Origin of the sequence: Nostoc sp. UHCC 0302 (genome assembly GCF_038096175.1) — a bacterium.
Lineage (GTDB): Bacteria > Cyanobacteriota > Cyanobacteriia > Cyanobacteriales > Nostocaceae > UHCC-0302.
The window spans coordinates 4,817,934-4,837,760 of record NZ_CP151099.1 but is presented as its reverse complement, the minus strand read 5'-3'; the positions used below and the strand labels follow the sequence as shown (position 1 = coordinate 4,837,760).

Sequence of the window (19,827 nt, the reverse complement as noted above, 5' to 3'; positions counted from 1 at the left end):
AATCTAAATTACATTTTTTAATTATTCACTTTTAGGTAAATAAGCTATGTCAATTTAATTTATATAGAGTATACATATTGACTCAATACAATCATGAATTACATAAGGTTAAGCCGATTGCCTAAAATTTGTTATTAATGTTAAATTATATCCACTTACCTGCTAAAGGATGTATCTGGCTGGTAACGTTGAGCCTACATTTCTGTTTTTATTGGTGCTAGATGTTGTCAATAAACATAGCTGTTGTGACTTAATTTATGATTGAGCAAGTTGCCACCGCCTTTGAGCGTAAAGATTATCACACTGCTGCTAAATTACTCAAACAGCTACTAAAAGAAACCCCAGACAATCCTTGGGTGCAATTTTATCTTGCAAGACTGCATGAAGCATCTGGAAAACGCCAGGATGCAGAAGAAATTTATCGTCAATTGCTACGAGACACAACCAATACCAAAATAGTCGTCCAAGCACGTGAAAGTTTGCGACGGCTACAAGAAATTGAGCAAGAAGAAAGAATAAGAGCCATTTCTCAAGCAACAGCCCAAGCCAGTGACACTAAACTTGGCGTACTCGTCTTAGAACCTCTCGCTAGCGAACTCAAAACAGTAGCAGCCGGAAAATTTGCTCAGATTATGCAGCTAGATGCTTATACTGCACGGTTAATACTACCAAGTCGTGGCTGGAGACTGTACCGCACTGGACAAGTAGGAGAACTCAGATTTTATGGCGAACAACTACAACAGGCTGGTATTCCCTGCTTTTGGACAACAATAGCTGATATTCAAAAAATTCAAGTCTTTCAAGTTGACTATTTCCAAGAAAACACCTCAAAAGTTACTGTTGTTTGCCGCAACGAAGCAAATCAACTTGGTTCCTTAACCTTTGATTGGTCAGAAGTCAAAGCACGAGTCTTAGGACTGTTACCGATTTTTGAACAAGTTGTAGATATTGACGCTCGTCGTAAACTAGAACGCAAAACTCAAACCCAAGATTACGTCCAGTTTTGTGATTTACACCTAACCGACAGAAATTGCATTCTGCGACTTTACGACAATGGTTATGAATTTCAGCAAGGTCTAGAAATCATTTCCCAAGTTAGCCAAAATACAATCAGAATCAATTGGAATAGTTTATTGCATTGGCTTGAACAGCAAATGCCGCAAGTCAAAGTTTGGTCAGATTTCACACATTTTGCAGATACAGTATTAGATCAAACAGAAATGCTGAGTCAAATTCAATCTCACGTTCACCTATTTCGTAGGGAACAGACGAATTGGGACTCAGCATTTCATTTGTATAGCGGACTAGTATTTGTTAAGGGGGTGATGGATAGTGGGTTATGATTTTTGCGCCAATTACCAGACTTAGTTAGAAGTTTTAACCTTAACTTGACTTGCCATGTCTAGGTAAGCACTCATATTTGCCCCTGGACGACGACGACCGTTAGAGCCGTTAGCCGAAGGAGCAAGATATTTGGGCGCAAAAGTGGTTTCTTTTGGCTCCTCTTTGAGAACTTTAGCTGCTGCGGCTTTTGCATTCTTACCAGGTTCAATCTTAAGTCCCTCAGCAGTCTGGACTAGTTGAACATCAGCTGGTTTTGGATTTTTAGCTGATTTTGCTTCTTTCACTGATTTTGCCTTAGCTTTAGCTGCGGCACTTTTTGATCCGTTCGATGAAGCTGGTGTCTTTGATGTAGCTGTTTCTGCTGTTTGCTTTGCGTTTGATGTAACTGTTTCCGCTGCTTGCTTGACGTTTGATGTAACTGTTTCCGCTGCTTTCTTCGCGTTCGATGCTACTTCTTTAGCTGCCTCTTTAGCTGCCTCTAGTGGCTTCAAATCCTTACTTTCGTCTAGTTCCAAGTAGTAACCGTTACCTTTCTTCTTCGGTAACAGCCCAGTAATGAAACTCAAAATCCCACTGATTAATTTTTTGATAAAATCCATGATTAGAATTGCTCCTGCCTCTTAATATCTGGAAATTAACCGCAATTATTAAGAATTACGGTTGAATGTTACATTTGTTTACGTCACTTAATTCCAGTGACAACCTTATAGGTTTCTACTTAATTAACATTGTAATAACATTACAGGGCAAATGTTCTCGACATCTTTCTTGCAAGCATTTGCAACCTGTATATGTGTATATCGAGAACTAATTATTAAATTTTACTGTAACCAAGCGCAAGATTCTGAAAGCACACTTAATAAAAATTAATATTTATTTATAGCGAATACCTCTTCGGTTGAAGTTAAGTAATTTGCTCTCTACCAGTGGGATGAGTGTCATAATCTCTGGACAGATAGCGATTGCCCAAAGGGCAGTGGCAAAGCCAATCGCACTCGGTTAGATTTTCTACAGATATGATTGAGCGAATTTGATCAATGAACACAGAAAATCAGCAGCACAACCCCGTGTTATTGGTACATGGCATTGAAGACACGGGGGCAGTTTTCAATAGAATGGCAGACTACTTAAGACAAAAAAGTCGGTCTGTTTATACTTTAGATTTAGTACCTAATAATGGTGATGTTGGTCTTGATGAGTTAGCAAAGCAGATAGTCAATTATGTTACCGCCAACTTTCTGCCAGAACAACCGCTGAATTTAGTAGGCTTCAGTATGGGAGGAATTGTCAGTCGTTATTATATCCAACGACTGGGCGGAATTAAACGCGTACAACGGTTAATCACCATATCTTCACCCCATCAGGGAACTGTAGTTGCTTATGGTTCTCTGCGTCCTGGTTGCGTGCAAATGCGCCCCAACAGCCTTTTTCTCAAAGATTTAAATGCTGATGTTGCTATGTTAAAGCAGCTAAATTTTACTTCTATCTGGACGCCTTATGATTTGATGATCCTGCCAGCGAAAAGTTCACAAATGCCTGTGGGAAGAGAAGTAATAGTACCAGTTGCGCTGCACCCTTGGATGTTGACAGACATTAGAGTTTTAGCAACAGTAACAGAAGCATTGGCAGAACCGATTAAGCTGCCTTCGCTCTAATTTACCAGCCAACATGCTAAGCGCGATTCTCCCAAGAGGGAGACGCTAGGCGATCGCATTTCTCAATTACGAATTACGTTAGCGATAGCGAGTCCGCGTATCGCTAAAGCGAAAGCTCCGCTAACGCCTTGGTCTTGTAGAGAGCGTCATTACAAATTACGAATTACGAATTACGAATTACGAATTACAATCAACTTCTATCCCCAATTTGGGCATACTCAGAACTGCCAAAAATTGCTTCTGGGTGGCGATAATATTTGAATTCCATCAAGTTATAAAAAGGATCTTCTAAAAAGAAAGTGCGATGTTCTAAAGCAGAACCAACAAAGCGATTCTTGGGTTCTTCTCTAAAAAGGAGCTGTTGTAGTTGCGCCCTTTCTAGTAAGTCCTGCCAATCATGTTCTTGAGTAAAAATTAGCCCAAAGTGCCTGGGATAGATAGTGCGTTGAGGTATCAGGGGTTCTTTGGTAATATGAGCTACTAATTGATGACCGTAAAGGTTGAGAATTAGCGCGTGGGGATTTTCCCGGCCGGGAATGCAGCCCAAGCCATCCACATAATATGCTTTTGTCTGGGCAATGTCAGTTACAGGGAAAGCAAGATGAAATAAAACTTCGCTCATAGCTAGTGGTGAAGAGGCTGATAGTTGATGCTATCTACAATTTATGCTCTTAAGCTCTAGTTGCGGTCAACTTGAACACAGTTTTTATTGACTTTAACTTATATCCTGATCAGCAAGTTTAGATGTAGAGTCTCTCGCCGGATGCCCGTCGCAGTAGGCTAGTATGAAAATTTTGCTACAGCTGATTTCATATTTTACATTTCATCCTTAATCTAATTGCTTTCTCTTGTGGAGCTATACTAATTTATGTTTGCACTACAGGCAAGGGCGCAAAAACTCTTGCGCTGGATGTTTAAGATATCACCTGTATTTCTACTTTCAGGGCGATCGCCTGCTGCACACTCGAAGCGATCGCAATCCAACCACATGACAAAAAAATTAGACTAGTTAGAGGTAGCAGAATCCGATATTCTGTTGATATTCTGGCAAAACTCTCGTGATTCATTGCTAATGTTACCTTTAATAAATTCTCTGAATCCCTGGTTGGTTGGAGTAGGATTAAACGCAATTTTGTTAGGTGTAGTTTGGATTGCTCCTAAAAAATTGCTCACCCCAGCTGGATTATTCCATGCTTGGTTATTGGGCGTACTCATTTGGGGAACTCTCGGCTGGCAAGGATATTTAGTAGTAGCGTTCTATTTTCTGGTTGGTTCTGGAGTTACCCGCATCGGTTTAGCACAAAAAGAAGCAGAAGGAATTGCCGAAAAGCGTTCTGGGGCAAGAGGCCCAGAAAACGTCTGGGGTTCAGCTTTAACAGGGGCGCTGTGTGCCTTGGGAGTAGGGATGATAAATTCAGGATTTCTTATATCCAATCCCCAGTCCCTAATCCCCAGTCCACAGTCGCTACTGCTATTAGGTTATGTGGCAAGTTTCAGTACCAAACTTTCTGATACCACTGCTAGCGAAGTTGGTAAAGCATACGGTAAACGTACTTTCTTGATTACCACATTGCAACCAGTATCTCGTGGTACAGAAGGGGCAGTAAGTCTTGAGGGAACTATAGCTGGGATTGTGGCATCAGTGGCGATCGCTTTGGTAGGTTGGGGAGTTGGGTTGATTGATGTATTAGGAGTAGCTTGGTGTGTGTTGGCAGCCTTTATTGCCACCAATTTAGAAAGCGTGATTGGAGCAACACTACAATCTAAATACACTTGGCTAACCAATGAAGTGGTGAATATTTTCAATACATTAATCGGGGCGATCGCCGCTATACTACTTGCCTGGACATGGACGAGTATTATTGCCTGATTATTAAGTCAACGTCGATAGAGCTTTTTAACACAACTTACTCTTAGCATGAGAGTTTCGCTACTTCGCCAGCGTTGAAATTTATAATACAGTCCTGTCTTGACTCAACCATATACTTGATAATGCAAAATTATTTTATTTACTAGCAATATAATTTTCAGCTTATATTCTCCGTAATCTAGTTTATAGAATCTTTACCATTTTCGCCCGCTGATGACCAGCTTATTTCTATATGATTTAATTAAAAAGTCATCTTAAGTGTTTAACCATTTCTCCATAATTAGTTCATGGAATCTTTACCATTCTTGACCGTCAATGACCAGCCAATTTTCATTGAGCAAGCAGTAAAATACCTGCAAGCCTCTGGAAAATTGGGACAGTACATTGGAGATATTCTGCGCCAGTACGTAATTGAGCAAGAAATAAAAACACGAGATGATATTGAAATCAAACCGGGATTAACTGAACAGACAATTATAGATTTCCGGTTGAAAAATCAACTGACTGACCCGGAAAGTTTCCAAGAATGGTTAAGTAAGAATAGTACAGACTACGCTACTTTTTATGCATCAGTTGCTTTTGGTTTCAAATTAGAAAAACTCAAGGCTGTAGTTACCGAAGCAAAAATCCCCGAATATTTCATTGAACGTAAAATTTTTTTGGATCGGGTAGTACTATCTCGGATTATGGTTGAGAACCGGGAACTCAGCGAGGAACTACAAACTCAAATCGAAGAAGGAAGTAGCTTTGAGCAACTGGCTAAAGAGTATTCGCTGGCAGATGATCGAGTTGTCAACGGCATGATGGGGCTAATCAGTAGAGGCAGCCTACCGGATAAATTACGGGCGGCTATTGATGTGGCCAGTTCTGGACAATTATTAGGGCCGATAGAACTTGATGGACGTTATGGATTGTTTCGAGTAGAACAATTTCTACCAGCGTCTTTAGAAGATACTCAACTAAAGCAAGCACTACAAAATGAGTTGTTTGAGAAATGGTTAGCAGAGAAAATTCAAAAGCTGACGGTCAAATTACAAGTGAGTTAAAAATTCTGAATAATGAATCTCGACAATTAAGCGTGCTAGCTTCTTTACCTTGGAATCAACCACCGCTATGCTGGCTTACTCCTGAACAGAAATCTCGATTGCAAAGCCAATCAGAAATCCGTCAGTACAATTTGGGAGAAAAAATTTGGTCAAATGAAGCCGGAGGTTACCAATTCTTTGTTGTATCTGGTAAAGTTCGTTTACGAGAAGAGAGTTTAGGCAAACCATTAGCAGCCTTGGAAGCAGGAGATTGGTTTGGTAATTTACAAAAGTTTTCAGCAGATTGTAAAGCTGTAGCTGCTAGTAAAGAAGTATTAGTAGTCTGTTGGGATATTGCAGTGTGGGCAGAAGTTTCTCACCCACAAATTCAGGAGTTTTGGCAAGGGTTATCGCTAGAAAGGGAGAGAGGGAGAGAAGGAGAAAGGGAAACTTTTTCCTACACATCTACGGCCTCCTTGTCTGCACTTCCAAAAGCCTCAGAGGTAACTCCTAGCCCTCATAGTCTCCAACCCCAAAGAGGACTGCCATCTGCAAATTTTGTCAGATCGAATTATCCGTTTGTTGCTAGCTGGAATACAGCAGCTGCCTGTTTAACAATGGTGGCACAACAATTGGAAAATCCCGTACAACTGGAATGGGTGCAACGTCAACTCAGAGGACAAAGCCCAAAAAATGTTGTAGAAGCAGCCGAAAAGTTAGGGTTGGTATTGCGACGGTTAGAACTAAGTTGGAGTGAATTGCGACAGATTTCATTTCCAGCTTTATTGTTGTGGAATAACTCTTCAGTCAGTACTCCCCAGTGGGTGGTAGCGTATGCAATTAAAGGCGATCGCTTAATTATCGCTAATCCGCAAAACCCTGACGGGGCTTGTGAAAGCTTGCCAGAGTCGGTAGTCGAAGCCTCCTGGGATGGGCAACTATGGCAAGCAGAACTGATATCCAAGCAAGAAAAATTTAATCTCAGTTGGTTCACACCAGCAGTTTGGAAATACAAAGGATTACTCACAGAAGTTTTATTAGCATCTTTTACGTTGCAGCTTTTGGGGTTAACGACACCACTAATTACGCAAGTCGTTATTGATAAAGTGATGGTGCAGGAGAGTTTACCGACTCTTGATGTCATGGCGATCGCACTTTTGTCGGTAGCCATATTTGAATCAATACTCGGCACACTGCGTCTATTTATCTTTACCCATACAGCCCGACGCCTGGATTTGAGCTTATCGGCTCAGCTATTTCGTCACCTGATGCGTCTACCTTTGGCTTATTTTGAGTCGCGACGCGTTGGAGATACAGTAGCACGAGTCCAAGAACTCGAACAAATCCGCCAGTTTCTTACAGGTACAGCATTAACCGTAATTCTAGATAGCTTCTTTGCTGTGGTCTACCTAGCATTGATGTTTTACTATAATGTTCCACTTACTTTTGCAGCCTTAGCAGTACTGCCCTTATTTGCCACTTTAACGATAGTTGCAACACCAATTCTGCGTAACTGGCTGAACGAAACATTTAACCGCAGCGCCGACAGTCAATCGTTTTTAGTCGAGACAATCACCGGAATTCATTCCGTGAAAGCCCATGCAGCCGAACCAGTAGCACGCGATCGTTGGGAAGGCTTATTTGCTCGCTTCATCCGCACAGGTTTCAAAGCTTCTACCACCTCCAATATCAGTAGCAATATTGGTGACTTTCTCACCAATTTTTCTACCATGCTAATTCTCTGGTTTGGAGCCAAATTAGTTATTGAACAAAAACTGACAGTCGGTCAGTTGGTTGCCTTTCAAATGCTCTCTGGTAGAGTCACAGGCCCACTTTTACGTCTAGTGCAGTTATGGCAAAACCTCCAACAAGTTCTACTTTCTGTAGATCGGATTGGTGACATTCTCAACGTCGCTCCCGAAGCTGAACTCGGAACTGGTCTAGTTTTACCACTCCTCAAAGGTCAAGTCACCTTCGACCAAGTATTTTTCCGTTATCAAGCCAATGTTGAACCAGTTCTTCGGGGTATTTCCTTTAATGTTGAACCAGGGCAGTTTATCGGCATTGTCGGACGTAGTGGTTCTGGTAAAAGTACCCTATCTAAACTACTGCAACGCCTCTATCAAATTGAATCAGGGCGTGTTCTCATTGATGGATTTGATATTAAAAGTGCCGATTTAGCCTCATTACGGCAACAAATTAGCGTAGTCCTCCAAGAAGACTTTTTATTCAACGGTTCCATCTTAGAAAATATCACTCTCGGTAATCCCGACATCACCGCAGAGCAAGTAGTAGAAGCTGCAAGATTAGCTGTAGCGCACGACTTTATCAGTCAATTACCCTATGGTTACGAAACCAATGTAGGAGAACGCGGTACAGCTCTATCTGGTGGACAAAGACAACGCATTGCTCTGGCAAGGTTATTTCTTTCCCAAGCGCCGATTTTAGTATTGGATGAAGCTACCAGTGCTTTAGATAGTGAAACTGAACAGCAAGTACTACAAAATCTCCAAAGAATTTCTGCCAACCGGACTGTATTCTTGATTGCTCACCGTTTTGCTCCTCTCAAACGTGCTGACTTGATTTTGGTATTAGAGCAAGGTGTGATTGCTGAACGTGGTACGCACTCACAGTTATTGCAACAAAAGGGTTTGTACTGGTCACTATATCAACGGCAGCAGGCCAATGTCTAGTAAGACAAAATCAGGATTTTATACCGCCTTTCTTATTCCGGTTTCTAGAAAGCTCGTCGGATAACGAACCAATCACAATTTAATAGTAGTAATTGAATCAAAAACGCTCTCTGATATTGAGGGCGTTTTTCTTTTTAATGTAATACCAATTCAATTAATGATTGCAATACATCGTTGGGTGAAGGCGCGATTCATTGCGTCTCTACAGCATGGTTTATTTGTCACATTCTTTTTTCAAATTGGTATAACTTTATGATGCTCTTTTTGGAAACAAAAAATACTGCATCGGCTCACTTTATTAAGCTACGGTGTACACACAACTCAGAAAATATTATTGACATACTTTTCATCTAGTAGTAGCGTGGCAAGGCTAAAGTTGTGCATTAGATTTATGTTTTTGGGGCTGAAGCCCAACTACGAGCCTTTTTCTATTCTCTCATTTTAGCTGTGTCACGCCAGTAGGGTGTGTTATGGACGTTATAGTCCTAACGCACCGAACATCGTTAATGGTGCGGCGCTTGGCGACAACACCCCTACTGGCTATTCAAATGAAATAAAATTTGCTTTAAGGTTAATTTAACAAATAAACTCTTAATTAAAATCAAAGTTTTCATAATTAATTTGTAATAAAACTAGCATTTTATATTTAGTTTCAGAGTAATTATTATTTAGCAGATAACTAATTACTCATTAAAACCTGTTATTTGTGCGGGTTTTAATGGTTAAAGCTGTCAAAAAAGATTACTAGTTTTGAGTATAGAATACTTATGATCAGGAATGATGTTAATAAGAGTTTGCTGTCAAATCAAGAGTTAAATGCCACTCCAATCTCTTCATCAGATATCTTTACTCAAAATGATTACAGCCTCGGTGTTCGCAGTAGTAGCTACAACTCAGATGATGCTGATGTGCAGATGCTCAAAAGCAGTAAAACCAGCGATGTTACTACTACCGCCACAAGCACTGGAAACTATAACTCTACTAATGGCTACGGCTTAGTAAATGCCGGGGCCGCAGTAGCTGAAGCTGCTGGTAAGAATACTTTTGCTGATGTGCCTAACCTGGGTGGGAATAATTGGGGAGCGGATCTTGTAAATGCTCCAGAAGCTTGGGCAAATGGGTACACAGGTAAAGGTGTTGTTGTCGCTGTTGTGGATACTGGCGTTGATTACACCCACGAAGATTTAAAAAATAATATCTGGACTAACAGCAAGGAAATTGCTGGTAACGGTATAGATGATGATGGCAATGGCTATGTAGATGATCAATACGGCTGGAACTTTGCCAACAATAACAATAGTACTTTAGATAAAGAAGGTCATGGCACTCATGTTGCAGGCACGATCGCAGGGGAAAATAATGACTACGGTGTCACTGGTATTGCCTATGATGCCAAAATTATGCCAGTCAAGGTTTTAGATGACTCTGGCTCTGGTACTTCGAGTTCTGTAGCTAAGGGCATTCGTTATGCTGCGGACAATGGAGCAAATGTAATTAACCTCAGCTTAGGAAGCAGGTATTCTAATAGTACTTTAGAGTCAGCTATTAAATATGCCAGCAGTAAAGGAGCGATCGTTGTTATGGCAGCGGGTAACAATGGTGGCTCATCACCAGAATATCCTGCTAAGTATGCAAACCAGTCGGGAATTGCTGTTGGAGCAGTAGACAAGAATAATCAAATCGCTGATTTCTCTAACCGCTCTGGAACAGATAAAATCACATATGTCACAGCCCCTGGAGTTGATGTTTACTCCACCGTACCAGATAATCAATATGCCACTTTAAGTGGTACATCTATGGCAACTCCCCACGTTGCTGGTGTAGTTGCTCTGATGCTAAGTGCTAACCCCACACTCACTGATGCCCAAGTACGTCAGATCATCGCAGATACGGCTGGGAATAGTACATCATCTACAACTTCTAGTTTGAATAGTGGCAATGTCAATTCTTTAGTTGATCAAACAATTTCACAGCCGATAGGACACTCTACACCATCTACAACTTCTAGTTTGAATAGTGGCAATGTCAATTCTTTAGTAAATCAGACAATTTCACAGTCGAGAGAATACTCTACACCATCAGCAACCTCTAGCTTATACACTATTTCTACATCTAAAGTCTCGCAGCCATTCCGATACTATCAAGACGTTTTAGACAGTAATAGTATTAGCTATGGTTATGATACTGATGGTGAAAACATCTTGAATCAAACTAAAAAACAGCTAAAGAATTATTAGATAGGCACGATTTATAAATAAATATAGCAGAGACAACAGTAGAGACGTTGCAATGCAACGTCTCTACTATCTACCTGACTGAAAATGCTTCACTAAATCGCCGCGTCACAGGCTCGGTGATGAATGTCAAAATTGACTTTTTACGTGTGACAATTTCACCTGTAGCAGTCATCCCTGGTGTAAATTCTACTTCTTGACCCCGGACATTAACTGAGTGTTTGTTCAGCCTAATTCTTGTGGGAAAAACTAAGCCCAATTCTTTATCAATAATAGAATTTGGGCTAACTTGTGCGACTTCGCCTTCAATAGTGCCAAATTCCTGAAAAGGAAAAGTTGCCATTTTTACTTTTGCTTTCATCCCCTGACGAATAAACCCGATATCGCGGTTGAGGACTTTCACTTCTAATAGCATCTCTTCTCCTTCGGGTAAAATTGACAGCAATTCTTCACCCGATTGCACTGGCCCTTTTGTAGCTTTGACTCTGTAAATCGTGCCGTCAACGGGAGCCTCAATAGTTTCTAAAGCTTGTTGTTTTCTGGCTTGTTCTAGTTGACCTTGAACTGTGGTTAGCTCTTCTTTGCGCTTATTCATCTGTGTCAAAATTTCGCTTTGACGTTCTGATGCTACACGCTGAGCTTGATTACGAGCAGATTGATAGGCTTCTTGGGCTTGGCGAATTTCTTGGGCTTGAGCAGCAATATCTTTTTCTAAGGATGTAACTTTGTCTTGTGCTTCTGTTATTCTGTTTTGGGCATTGATTACTTCATCTTGTGCCTTGGTAATTTCTGTTTTGGTGCGAGTTAATCTTTCTTGCGCCTCAAGATAATCGACTCTCGGTACAGCACCAGGAGTCATAAGAGTCCGCAGACTTTCTTCTCTTTGTTGGGAGATCGCCAAATTACTCTCAACTTTAGTACGGATGTCTTGGGCGTTAGCTAGATTCGTTTTGGCATTGCCAAGGCTGCTTTTAGCATTGACTAAGTTGTCTTGCAATCGAGTCAAACGGACTTTTGCCTGATCAATAAGTGCTAGTTGACGATTTGCTTCCGCTTCTGCGCCTGCTTGCCGCGCTTGGAAGTCTTGCAAGCGGGAGTTTAAAAGTTCATCTTGCAGTTTTGTCCCTGTACTTTTGCCACCAGTGCGTTCTGCATCTAAACGTTGCAAGTCATCCTGAATTAACCTCGTTGATTGGGATAAGCGGGTAACATCGGTTTTTTGCAAGTCTGGATCTTTTTGAATCAAAACTTGACCTTTGGTAACGCGATCGCCTTCTTGCACCCTAACGGCAACGATTGACCCTCCACCCAAGGATGTTACAGGTCTTACCTGGGTAGAAGCAATTAATTCCCCTGGTGCAGTCGCCACTTCATCCACTTTCGAGAAGTGCGCCCAAGCGATCGCTCCAAATACGATAACGCTCATAGTTCCCGCCAATAATCTTGTATACAGGGGTGGTAATTCCTGTACCGCCTTCCCCAATTCATAAGTTAGTTGTTCTTCTGGTTTAGCAAAGCGTTGTTTTGTCTGACGTGCTTGAGCAGCATTTGCAGTTAAGGGAAATCTCATAGAATTTTTGATTATTGGGGATTGGGGACTGAGGATTGGGGACTGGGGATTGGGGATTGGGGACTGAGGATTGGGGACTGGGGAAGGTGGGGCCCCCTCTGGGGATAAGGGGTAATGGGGATTGGGAAAGCTCTTCTCTTGTCCTCCTAGTCCCTAGTTCCTAGTTCCTAGTCCCTAGTCCCCAGCCCCTAGTCCCCAGCCCCCAATTACACTGCTAAATAGCGTCGCAAAAAATTTTCTAATGTTTCTAATTGGAAGTTGAAAATTGCTTCTAATTTGGCAATTTCATCTTTTGTACAGAAAAATTCATTTGCTAGCAACGTACGATAGGTTCCTAAAGCTGTTTGGGCTTGGGGATTAAATAAACCCAATCCACTCCGTAAACCATCAATGACAAATAGAGGCGAGTTAATTACTACTGGTTCTTTGTTGAAGATCCGACCGAAAATTCGAGGAATGTCTTCTCGCAATAAAATCTCTGGGCCTCCGACTGCTAAAGTTTGGTTACGAGCGCCTTCAACTGTCACAGAATCTACCACTATCTTGGCTAAATCATCGGTACTGACAATTGAGGTACGGTTTTTGCGATCGCCAATGAGCAAATACAATTCAGTTTCGCGAAATTGTTCTGCCAGGGGTAGCAAATTTGATGCTAATCCAGATGGACGTAAAATAGTGTAATTTACGCCACTAGCTTCCAAGTATTGCTCTACAGCTCGTTTGGCTTTAAATGTGGGAGCATCTTCATAGCCGCGATCGGCTCCTAGTACAGAAATAAAGACAAAGTGCTGTACGCCATTAACTTTTGCTTGGTCAATCAGTTCAATATTGGCGCGATAATCTAGGGATAAAGCATCGCCATCAGAACCGTGGGCGCTGATAACATATTTTGCACCACGAGTAGCTTTTTGGATATCTTTTTCCAGCTGCAAATCACCAATGAAGATTTCTGCACCCCGGTATTCTAACTCGCTGTAGCGTGAGGTAAGGCGGACAAATGCCCGCACATACTGCTCCCGTTGGCGTAGGAGTCGCACAACTCTGCGACCAATTCCTCCTGTTGCTCCAGTTACCAGAAACATAATGATTAAGGATTGGGGATTGGATATTGGGTATTGGGGAAGGTGGGGCCCCCTCTGGGGATAAGGGGTAATGGGGATTGGGTATTGGGATTGGGCAAGGAAGCAGAAGTCAACAGTCAATAGTAATATTTTTTCTCTTTGTCCTCCTCACCTCCCAGTCCCTAGTCCCCAGCCCCCATTCCCTAGTCTAAAATCTAAAATTCCACTATTACTGGTGTATGGTCGCTGGGCTGGGTTAGTTTTCTAGGTTCTACATCAATCATGCAACTTTTAGCCCGCTCGAAAAGGACAGGTGTAAGATAGTGATGGTCTATCCGCCAGCCTAAGTTACGGCGGAAGGCGGCGGCGCGATAGTCCCACCAACTGTAGTGTCCACCTTCTGTAGTGAATTTGCGAAAGGCATCGGCAAATCCCAGTTCTAAAATATCTCGTAAAGCTTGTCGCTCTGGTTCAGATGCCATGATGTGATTTTCTTGATTGACTTTATCGTGAATATCTTTGGCTTCTAAGGCAATGTTGAAGTCGCCGCACACACAAATGGCAGGTTGTGATAGCAATAATAATTGCAAATATTCCCGCAATACTTTCAACCAGCGTAGTTTGTATTCGTATTTTTCTGTTCCGACTGCTGCGCCGTTGGGAACATATAAATTCACAATTCGAGCGCCATCAATTACACCTGTAATCACTCGCTTTTGTTCGTCCCATTCGGGCTGTATATCTGTCAAAATTCCTGTGAAACCACGGCTCACATCTTGGAGTGGTTGGCGGCTGATTAGGGCTACACCGTTATATGTTTTTTGTCCTGATAAATAAAGGTGATAGCCTAATTCTTCTAAAGGTGATCGCGGAAACTCAGCGTCTATAACTTTAGTTTCTTGCAGGCAGAGAACATCAACCGGATTTTTACTGAGCCAATCAATAACCTGTTCTAAGCGAATACGAATTGAGTTGACGTTCCAAGTAGCAATTTTCATTAGTTAGTTATTTGTATTTCAATAAACAATAAATTACGAATTATATAAATATTTCACATTTTTTAATATTTATAACTTCTCTTCTGACTTTGCCATTTTGACTAAACAAGGCTTTGTTAAATTGATCCCAAGTCATAATTTAGTATTTTCAGCTACAAAATATGCAATTTTGTAAGTTCTGCTACAAAATATTCTACTTGGTTATGATCCTCAAGATAGATGAAGGGATTAACTCATAAGTTGTAATTTAAGAGAACACTTGTCAGTACACTATTGCCGATAGTCTTAATTGGTAATAATTGGTAATGTTTTTGCGATACGGTTAACCAAAACTGCAATTTTGGTAGTCAGTTAGGTTAATTTAAATTTCAGAATAGTGAGTACAAATGCTCCTTCCTCATAAAATAAAAATGACGTAACTCATTATGTTGAGGATGATTTCACCGACTGAGCCAAAATAAGTTATGAAAATAGCTCAAGTTGCCCCTTTATGGGAAAGGGTTCCGCCTCCTAGTTACGGAGGAATTGAATTGGTAGCGAGTCGCTTGACTGATGAATTAGTTCGTCGTGGTCATAAGGTAACTTTGTTTGCCTCTGGTGATTCTCAAACACTGGCTCGTTTAGAAGCAGTTTATCCACGTGCATTGCGCTTAGATCAAAATGTTCAAGAGTATGCAGCGTATGAAATGTTAGAACTGAGCCAAGTTTACGAACGTGCAGACCAATTCGATATTATCCATTCCCATATAGGAATTTCGGCATTACCTTTGGCGAGTTTGACAACAAAAACTGCGACTGTGCATACCTTGCACGGCAATTTTACAAAGGATAACCGTAACGTATTTAGCTACCATCAGAAACAATCATACGTCAGCATTAGTAACGCGCAACGTGAACTTAATCTCAACTATGTTGCCACTGTTTATAACGGCATTGAAACCAAAGATTACCCATTTGTAATCCAGCCGCAATCACCTCCATATTTGGCATTTTTAGGACGCTTTTCACCAGAAAAGGGCCCATTACGTGCGATCGCTATTGCTAAGCAGAGTGGTTGGCGCTTGAAGATGGCAGGAAAAGTTGATTTAGTAGACTCTAAGTTTTTTGAACAAGAGATTGCCCCCCATATTGATGGTCAGCAAATTGAATATCTAGGCGAAATTACCCACGCCGAAAAAACTGAACTTCTGGGCAATGCTGCTATAACTCTCTTTCCCATTAGCTGGCAAGAACCTTTTGGCTTGGTAATGATTGAATCAATGGCAACTGGTACACCAGTGATTGCAATGAATCAAGGTTCTGTACCAGAGGTAATTGCTCACGGCATATCAGGTTTTGTCTGCCAAAGCTATGAAGAAATGGCGGCAATGATTCCATTAGCTTTGTCACTCAATCGTCAAACCTGTCGAAAATATGTGGAAAACAAGTTTAGTGTTAGCCAAATGGTTGACGGATATGAATCTGTTTACAGACAAATTATCAAAGACCGCATAGAATCGAATGGCCGCATTTATGCCGCCAAAATCCAGTTTTAATCAACAGCTTTTTTGACCATTTTAAACAACAACTTTTTTTAAGGAGGACATTGGTATGAGTATGAGAGCGAACACTTGCCCATGTTGTGGTGGTTCCCTCCTGCGTCATGCCCGTCATGGAGAGCTATATTGGTTTTGCCAGTCGTGTCGACAAGAAGTACCGCTGTTGACTGTAACTCGCCTGCCTAATGTAGAAACCCGGAATACGGGAGTAGTTCCCCAACCAGTAGTGAACCCTTGAGGATTGAGGGGGAGATGAAGGAGCAGAGGACAAGGGAAAATAATAACTATTAACCTTTGACTTTTAGCTCTTGACTCAGCACTTTCACTGTTATAAACAACGCTTCCCGATATTAAAGAGTCAGTGCTTTAGTAATTTAGTTTTAATAAAAGTATTGCTCCACTTGGTAAAATCAGGTGGAGCAAATTGATAGGTTAAAAATTTTGTTAGCAGCGTTGCTTTATGGGCAAGAAGATTTACGCTTAGAAGAAGTAGCTGACCCCACTCCAGCAACGGGTGAAGTGGTGATTCAAGTGGGGGTAGCCACAACTTGCGGCACAGATTTGAAAGTCTGGCGACGTGGTGGTCATGCCAAAATGCTCAAACCGCCAACACTTTTTGGTCATGAAGCTGCTGGGCAAATTGTTACTTTGGGTGCAGGCGTTACCGGTTGGCAAGTAGGCGATCGCGTTGTCGCTAATAATTCCGCCCCATGCATGAATTGCTTTTTTTGTCAACGGCAAGAGTATTCTTTGTGTCCAAATTTGACATGGAATAATGGGACTTTTGCTGAATACCTAAAAATTCCGGCGGCTATAGTAGAGCATAATTTATTGAGAATTCCCGATGAGTTGCCGTTTGAATTGGCAGCGATGACGGAACCTTTAGCTTGTGTGTTACACGGTGTAGCGCGTTCAAATATTAAAGCCAAAGATCAAGTAGTCGTCTTGGGAGATGGGGCGATTGGTTTGATGTTTGTAGCGGCGTTGAGTGTAAAAGCTGAAGTGTTGTTGTGGGGAGGTAATAACCACAGGCTAGAAATTGGTAAAAAATTGGGTGCAAGCAAGACTTTTAATTATCACCAAATCCCGAATATTTCTGGTGTAGTGAAAGAATTTACACAAGGATGGGGTGCAGATGTGGTGATTGAAGCTACTGGTGTGCCAAGTGTTTGGGAAACTGCGATCGCTTGCGCCCGTCCTGGTGCAACTGTCAATTTATTCGGCGGTTGTCCACGGGATACGAGCATTACTGTTAATACAGAACAGCTACACTATAGCGAATTAACCCTTAAAGGCGTGTTTCACAATACACCAGAGTATGTAAGGGCGGCACTATCACTGATAGCTAGTCGTCAAATTCCCTTTGAATTGCTTATTAGCGAACAGCGCCCATTGAAGGATTTAGAACAGGTGTTTTCTGACATGAAGGCGCGTAAAGTGATTAAGGTGGCGATGCTGCCATAAAATAATAAATTTTTCATCTTCAAATATGAGTTTTCAAGTTAGTTACTCTTTCATGATGGTAACCAATTTTTATCTATTAGCTGGTCTAAACTATAAGGAAAAATATCAGGCAAAGTGTTCAGCTTTGTTTTAGTTTTAATATAATCCAGAGCATTGCTATAAATTAAAGTTAAATTTTCTTCTAGATATTGGCGTAAATTGGTTGTTAAGTCCTCATTAAGTTGATTAAGAAAGCTAATAATTTCTGCTTTCCAGTGGCTAGAATTTTGTTGGCGTTACAATTCCCAGTATTGGTAGAGAAGTAAATGTCTAATAATCTGCTCTAGTAAACTTCTTAATCTTCTTTTTTATCTTTTAACCAAATCTTCTATTTCCTCAATTAAGTTTTCATAATCAATCTGCTCCATTTGACGGTTTTTCAAAAGTTCAATAGTTTGCTCTAGCCATTCTATGTAATTAGTATCATAAAGTTTTTTCAAATCAGTAGTTACTTTCATTAATAACCTCTTTTAAAAGTAATGTAGAGATACTTTCCTTATGCATTATTAATTCTTGCAACAAGATGAGCCATGACATAGTTGTGGTACAGATGCCTGCGATCGCCAGTCTATAGTTCTGTACGAGTAGTAGCGGCTTGCTGATTTGAAACCGAAGTCATGCTTGTAATCTCTCAGATATCTATCTATATAGTACTTGATGTAAAAAACAAGGTAGATACTCTCTACTTTTCTATGTTAATGAGTCAGATCCTTAATTTGTTAGGTTGGGTTGACGCTTGAAATGATCTTGCTGAAAAACGGGAAGACTATGGTTATTCCCTAATGGGGAAATTTCCATATAAGTCCGGAATAGGAAGATGCTCAAGAAATCTCTGCTTCAGTGTTTGATTTTGCCTTTATCTCTAGCGCCTTGGTTATGTGTAGAAACGGTTTTTGATTCTAGAGCTAATGCTTTACCAGGACAAGGTACTGAGGAAGTTAGTACCTGGATTAAAGCACATCCCACGCTTCGCCCTAGAGTTGGTGAGCAATTATTCGTTCAAAAAACTGATACAGCAGCTCAGCGATTCACGTTTTTAGCATCGGTATTGCCTCCTGGGAAAGTAGCTTTTAGCAAAGACCGGGGGACAATTCGCACTGAGCGGATTACTATGTATGATGCGATTAACGGAATGTCATTTGCCCGTCTTCAAGAAACGTTACGGGTGATTTATAACTTGGATATTTATCAAGACTACGATCGCGCTCAGGTAGTTTACCAATATCCCAACCAAAGTACAGTTAACTCAGCACGTTTGGCGAAAAGTCCTATTAGAGAAGCGTTAAAGGGAGAATTGCGTGTAGGCGATCGCTACGCCTACTGGGTGGAAATTGCCCAACCCAAGGAAGGAAAAGCTTTCACTGGTCAATTGACGATTTTCCTTAAGACTGACTTAGACAAGTTGGAAACTGAACTGCAAACTCGTTAATAATTCCATTTCCTAGAGATTCCCCAACCCCGCAGGAGCTAGGGTTTGCCATGTACCAGAAAAGATACTTTCAGATGCTAGGGAAATTCGTAACAAATCTTCCTTTAGCAGTGGTGGCCAATCAACCCCAGCTTTGCGTCCTGCGGCAAATAACTGTTGTGCCTTGATGCCTAACTGATAAAGGGCTAAAGCCAGTTCTCTGTCAAGGCTTGGGGCATCTTTTAGCGCTTCATAAACTACTTTCAATGCCAGTAAAATCGAGGTTATTTGACCCGGTACTGGCGGTTTACCCTGTTTGAGACGTTTTAACAGGGCATCTGGGTTTTCCTCTTTTGTGAGTGTCTGGTCTATGAGAAGTTTGCGAGCTGTTTCGTAGTTCATTGCTCAAGAGTAACCCTAATTCTGGTACAGAAAACTGAGAACTAGCATACTTGATATTTAAACGACGAGCGATCGCTCTTACTTAAGCTACAGTAATATCTTTTTTAATTTGACGCAAACCTTTGTTGTTATGATGTCGGCGTAGCTTCATACTTATCTAAATTGTGAAAATTAGTTTTTTTAATCAAACCGCAGAGGCACAGAGAAATATTAAAGAGATATTTTCATAAATGATTTAGGTTGCTATAGGTAATGCGCTAAATAATGATTAATATAACGTGAGTTCGACGAGTGCTATGTTGACCTCTCCCCCAGCCCCTCTCCTACGAGGAGAGGGGAGTAAAACGATGATTTTTTCGTTGCTCCTCCCTTTCCGCTTCGGAGAGGGAGGTTGGGAGGGAGAGGTTCATCGAACTCACGTTAATATAGACTTTTATTAGTTGCAACCCAATTTTCAAGCATACTCTCACGCTCATAAACTTTGTTTCAATCTTTAATAGGGATTTTTATTAGTTGCAACGCTGTA

17 protein-coding genes, 1 pseudogene and 1 CRISPR repeat array (1 of these 19 cut by a window edge) are annotated in these 19,827 nt (G+C 41.2%); of the genes and pseudogenes, 10 read left to right on the top strand and 8 right to left on the bottom strand.

Annotation, left to right across the window (positions count from 1 at the left end; all coding sequences use genetic code 11):
* Positions 1-257: 257 nt before the first annotated feature.
* Positions 258-1,343 (top strand): tetratricopeptide repeat protein, encoded by a 1,086-nt coding sequence (locus WKK05_RS20910; protein ID WP_341525012.1) that lies wholly within the window; start codon positions 258-260, stop codon positions 1,341-1,343.
* Between the two features lie 21 nt (positions 1,344-1,364).
* On the opposite strand, the gene WKK05_RS20905 is transcribed toward WKK05_RS20910, so the two are convergent.
* Positions 1,365-1,943, bottom strand: a complete 579-nt coding sequence (locus WKK05_RS20905) for a hypothetical protein (RefSeq protein ID WP_341525011.1) — start codon at positions 1,941-1,943, stop codon at positions 1,365-1,367.
* Positions 1,944-2,381: 438 nt separating this feature from the next.
* Between WKK05_RS20905 and WKK05_RS20900 the strand changes: the two genes are divergently transcribed.
* Positions 2,382-2,999, top strand: a complete 618-nt coding sequence (locus WKK05_RS20900) for a triacylglycerol lipase (RefSeq protein ID WP_341525010.1) — start codon at positions 2,382-2,384, stop codon at positions 2,997-2,999.
* 190 nt (positions 3,000-3,189) lie between these two features.
* On the opposite strand, the gene WKK05_RS20895 is transcribed toward WKK05_RS20900, so the two are convergent.
* Together WKK05_RS20895 and WKK05_RS20890 are read right to left on the bottom strand one after the other, a co-directional pair.
* The gene (locus tag WKK05_RS20895; RefSeq protein ID WP_341525009.1) at positions 3,190-3,621 is read right to left on the bottom strand and encodes a VOC family protein; all 432 of its coding nucleotides are present in this window, start codon (positions 3,619-3,621) and stop codon (positions 3,190-3,192) included.
* A gap of 292 nt (positions 3,622-3,913) precedes the next feature.
* A complete protein-coding gene (locus WKK05_RS20890; protein WP_341525008.1) occupies positions 3,914-4,066 on the bottom strand; it encodes a hypothetical protein in 153 nt (50 codons plus the stop codon).
* A 5-nt stretch (positions 4,067-4,071) separates the two neighbouring features.
* Between WKK05_RS20890 and WKK05_RS20885 the strand changes: the two genes are divergently transcribed.
* The 4 genes from WKK05_RS20885 to WKK05_RS20870 all read left to right on the top strand — a co-directional run bounded on the left by WKK05_RS20885 (position 4,072) and on the right by WKK05_RS20870 (position 10,824).
* A complete protein-coding gene (locus WKK05_RS20885; RefSeq protein ID WP_341525007.1) occupies positions 4,072-4,869 on the top strand; it encodes a TIGR00297 family protein in 798 nt (265 codons plus the stop codon).
* A 287-nt stretch (positions 4,870-5,156) separates the two neighbouring features.
* A complete protein-coding gene (locus WKK05_RS20880) occupies positions 5,157-5,915 on the top strand; it encodes a peptidylprolyl isomerase (protein WP_341525006.1) in 759 nt (252 codons plus the stop codon).
* Positions 5,864-8,587: a type I secretion system permease/ATPase gene (locus WKK05_RS20875; RefSeq protein ID WP_341525005.1), complete on the top strand. Its 2,724-nt coding sequence runs from the start codon at positions 5,864-5,866 to the stop codon at positions 8,585-8,587. Before WKK05_RS20880 ends, WKK05_RS20875 begins: the two co-directional genes overlap by 52 nt.
* A gap of 767 nt (positions 8,588-9,354) precedes the next feature.
* Positions 9,355-10,824: a S8 family peptidase gene (locus tag WKK05_RS20870; RefSeq protein WP_341525004.1), complete on the top strand. Its 1,470-nt coding sequence runs from the start codon at positions 9,355-9,357 to the stop codon at positions 10,822-10,824.
* 70 nt (positions 10,825-10,894) lie between these two features.
* Here WKK05_RS20870 and WKK05_RS20865 read toward each other — a convergent pair whose 3' ends face one another.
* The 3 genes from WKK05_RS20865 to xth form a co-directional block, all read right to left on the bottom strand.
* Complete coding sequence (locus WKK05_RS20865) at positions 10,895-12,391, bottom strand: HlyD family efflux transporter periplasmic adaptor subunit (RefSeq protein WP_341525003.1); 1,497 nt, start codon at positions 12,389-12,391, stop codon at positions 10,895-10,897.
* A 206-nt stretch (positions 12,392-12,597) separates the two neighbouring features.
* Positions 12,598-13,473, bottom strand: a complete 876-nt coding sequence (locus WKK05_RS20860; protein ID WP_341525002.1) for an SDR family oxidoreductase — start codon at positions 13,471-13,473, stop codon at positions 12,598-12,600.
* Positions 13,474-13,667: 194 nt separating this feature from the next.
* Positions 13,668-14,450, bottom strand: coding sequence for an exodeoxyribonuclease III (gene xth, locus WKK05_RS20855; RefSeq protein WP_341525001.1), 783 nt, complete (start codon positions 14,448-14,450; stop codon positions 13,668-13,670).
* A gap of 464 nt (positions 14,451-14,914) precedes the next feature.
* Here xth and WKK05_RS20850 point away from each other — a divergent pair, with 464 nt between their 5' ends.
* The 3 genes from WKK05_RS20850 (at position 14,915) to WKK05_RS20840 (ending at position 17,452) form a co-directional block, all read left to right on the top strand.
* Positions 14,915-15,985: a glycosyltransferase family 4 protein gene (locus WKK05_RS20850; RefSeq protein WP_341525000.1), complete on the top strand. Its 1,071-nt coding sequence runs from the start codon at positions 14,915-14,917 to the stop codon at positions 15,983-15,985.
* 55 nt (positions 15,986-16,040) lie between these two features.
* Positions 16,041-16,226 carry a hypothetical protein gene (locus tag WKK05_RS20845; RefSeq protein ID WP_341524999.1) on the top strand — a complete coding sequence of 62 codons (186 nt, stop codon included), beginning with the start codon at positions 16,041-16,043 and terminating at the stop codon, positions 16,224-16,226.
* 203 nt (positions 16,227-16,429) lie between these two features.
* On the top strand, positions 16,430-17,452 hold the full coding sequence (locus WKK05_RS20840; RefSeq protein ID WP_341531140.1) for an alcohol dehydrogenase catalytic domain-containing protein: 1,023 nt from the start codon (positions 16,430-16,432) through the stop codon (positions 17,450-17,452).
* Between the two features lie 50 nt (positions 17,453-17,502).
* Here the strand turns inward: WKK05_RS20840 and WKK05_RS20835 are convergent.
* A pseudogene (locus tag WKK05_RS20835) lies at positions 17,503-17,949 on the bottom strand (DUF29 domain-containing protein).
* A 359-nt stretch (positions 17,950-18,308) separates the two neighbouring features.
* Here WKK05_RS20835 and WKK05_RS20830 point away from each other — a divergent pair.
* Positions 18,309-18,920, top strand: coding sequence for a hypothetical protein (locus tag WKK05_RS20830; RefSeq protein WP_341524998.1), 612 nt, complete (start codon positions 18,309-18,311; stop codon positions 18,918-18,920).
* Positions 18,921-18,932: 12 nt separating this feature from the next.
* Here the strand turns inward: WKK05_RS20830 and WKK05_RS20825 are convergent, their stop codons facing one another.
* Positions 18,933-19,301, bottom strand: coding sequence for a Dethiobiotin synthetase (locus WKK05_RS20825; RefSeq protein WP_341524997.1), 369 nt, complete (start codon positions 19,299-19,301; stop codon positions 18,933-18,935).
* 410 nt (positions 19,302-19,711) lie between these two features.
* A CRISPR array of direct repeats spans positions 19,712-19,827; the repeat unit is 37 nt (it continues 2,009 nt past the right edge of the window).

Excerpts from the sequence above, each read along its gene's own strand:
- WKK05_RS20910 (WP_341525012.1), top strand. The coding sequence starts at position 258 with ATGATTGAGCAAGTTGCCACCGCCTTTGAGCGTAAAGATTATCACACT.
- WKK05_RS20905 (WP_341525011.1), bottom strand. The coding sequence starts at position 1,943 with ATGGATTTTATCAAAAAATTAATCAGTGGGATTTTGAGTTTCATTACT.
- WKK05_RS20900 (WP_341525010.1), top strand. The coding sequence starts at position 2,382 with ATGAACACAGAAAATCAGCAGCACAACCCCGTGTTATTGGTACATGGC.
- WKK05_RS20895 (WP_341525009.1), bottom strand. The coding sequence starts at position 3,621 with ATGAGCGAAGTTTTATTTCATCTTGCTTTCCCTGTAACTGACATTGCC.
- WKK05_RS20890 (WP_341525008.1), bottom strand. The coding sequence starts at position 4,066 with ATGAATCACGAGAGTTTTGCCAGAATATCAACAGAATATCGGATTCTG.
- WKK05_RS20885 (WP_341525007.1), top strand. The coding sequence starts at position 4,072 with ATGTTACCTTTAATAAATTCTCTGAATCCCTGGTTGGTTGGAGTAGGA.
- WKK05_RS20880 (WP_341525006.1), top strand. The coding sequence starts at position 5,157 with ATGGAATCTTTACCATTCTTGACCGTCAATGACCAGCCAATTTTCATT.
- WKK05_RS20875 (WP_341525005.1), top strand. The coding sequence starts at position 5,864 with ATGGTTAGCAGAGAAAATTCAAAAGCTGACGGTCAAATTACAAGTGAG.
- WKK05_RS20870 (WP_341525004.1), top strand. The coding sequence starts at position 9,355 with ATGATCAGGAATGATGTTAATAAGAGTTTGCTGTCAAATCAAGAGTTA.
- WKK05_RS20865 (WP_341525003.1), bottom strand. The coding sequence starts at position 12,391 with ATGAGATTTCCCTTAACTGCAAATGCTGCTCAAGCACGTCAGACAAAA.
- WKK05_RS20860 (WP_341525002.1), bottom strand. The coding sequence starts at position 13,473 with ATGTTTCTGGTAACTGGAGCAACAGGAGGAATTGGTCGCAGAGTTGTG.
- xth (WP_341525001.1), bottom strand. The coding sequence starts at position 14,450 with ATGAAAATTGCTACTTGGAACGTCAACTCAATTCGTATTCGCTTAGAA.
- WKK05_RS20850 (WP_341525000.1), top strand. The coding sequence starts at position 14,915 with ATGAAAATAGCTCAAGTTGCCCCTTTATGGGAAAGGGTTCCGCCTCCT.
- WKK05_RS20845 (WP_341524999.1), top strand. The coding sequence starts at position 16,041 with ATGAGTATGAGAGCGAACACTTGCCCATGTTGTGGTGGTTCCCTCCTG.
- WKK05_RS20830 (WP_341524998.1), top strand. The coding sequence starts at position 18,309 with ATGCTCAAGAAATCTCTGCTTCAGTGTTTGATTTTGCCTTTATCTCTA.
- WKK05_RS20825 (WP_341524997.1), bottom strand. The coding sequence starts at position 19,301 with ATGAACTACGAAACAGCTCGCAAACTTCTCATAGACCAGACACTCACA.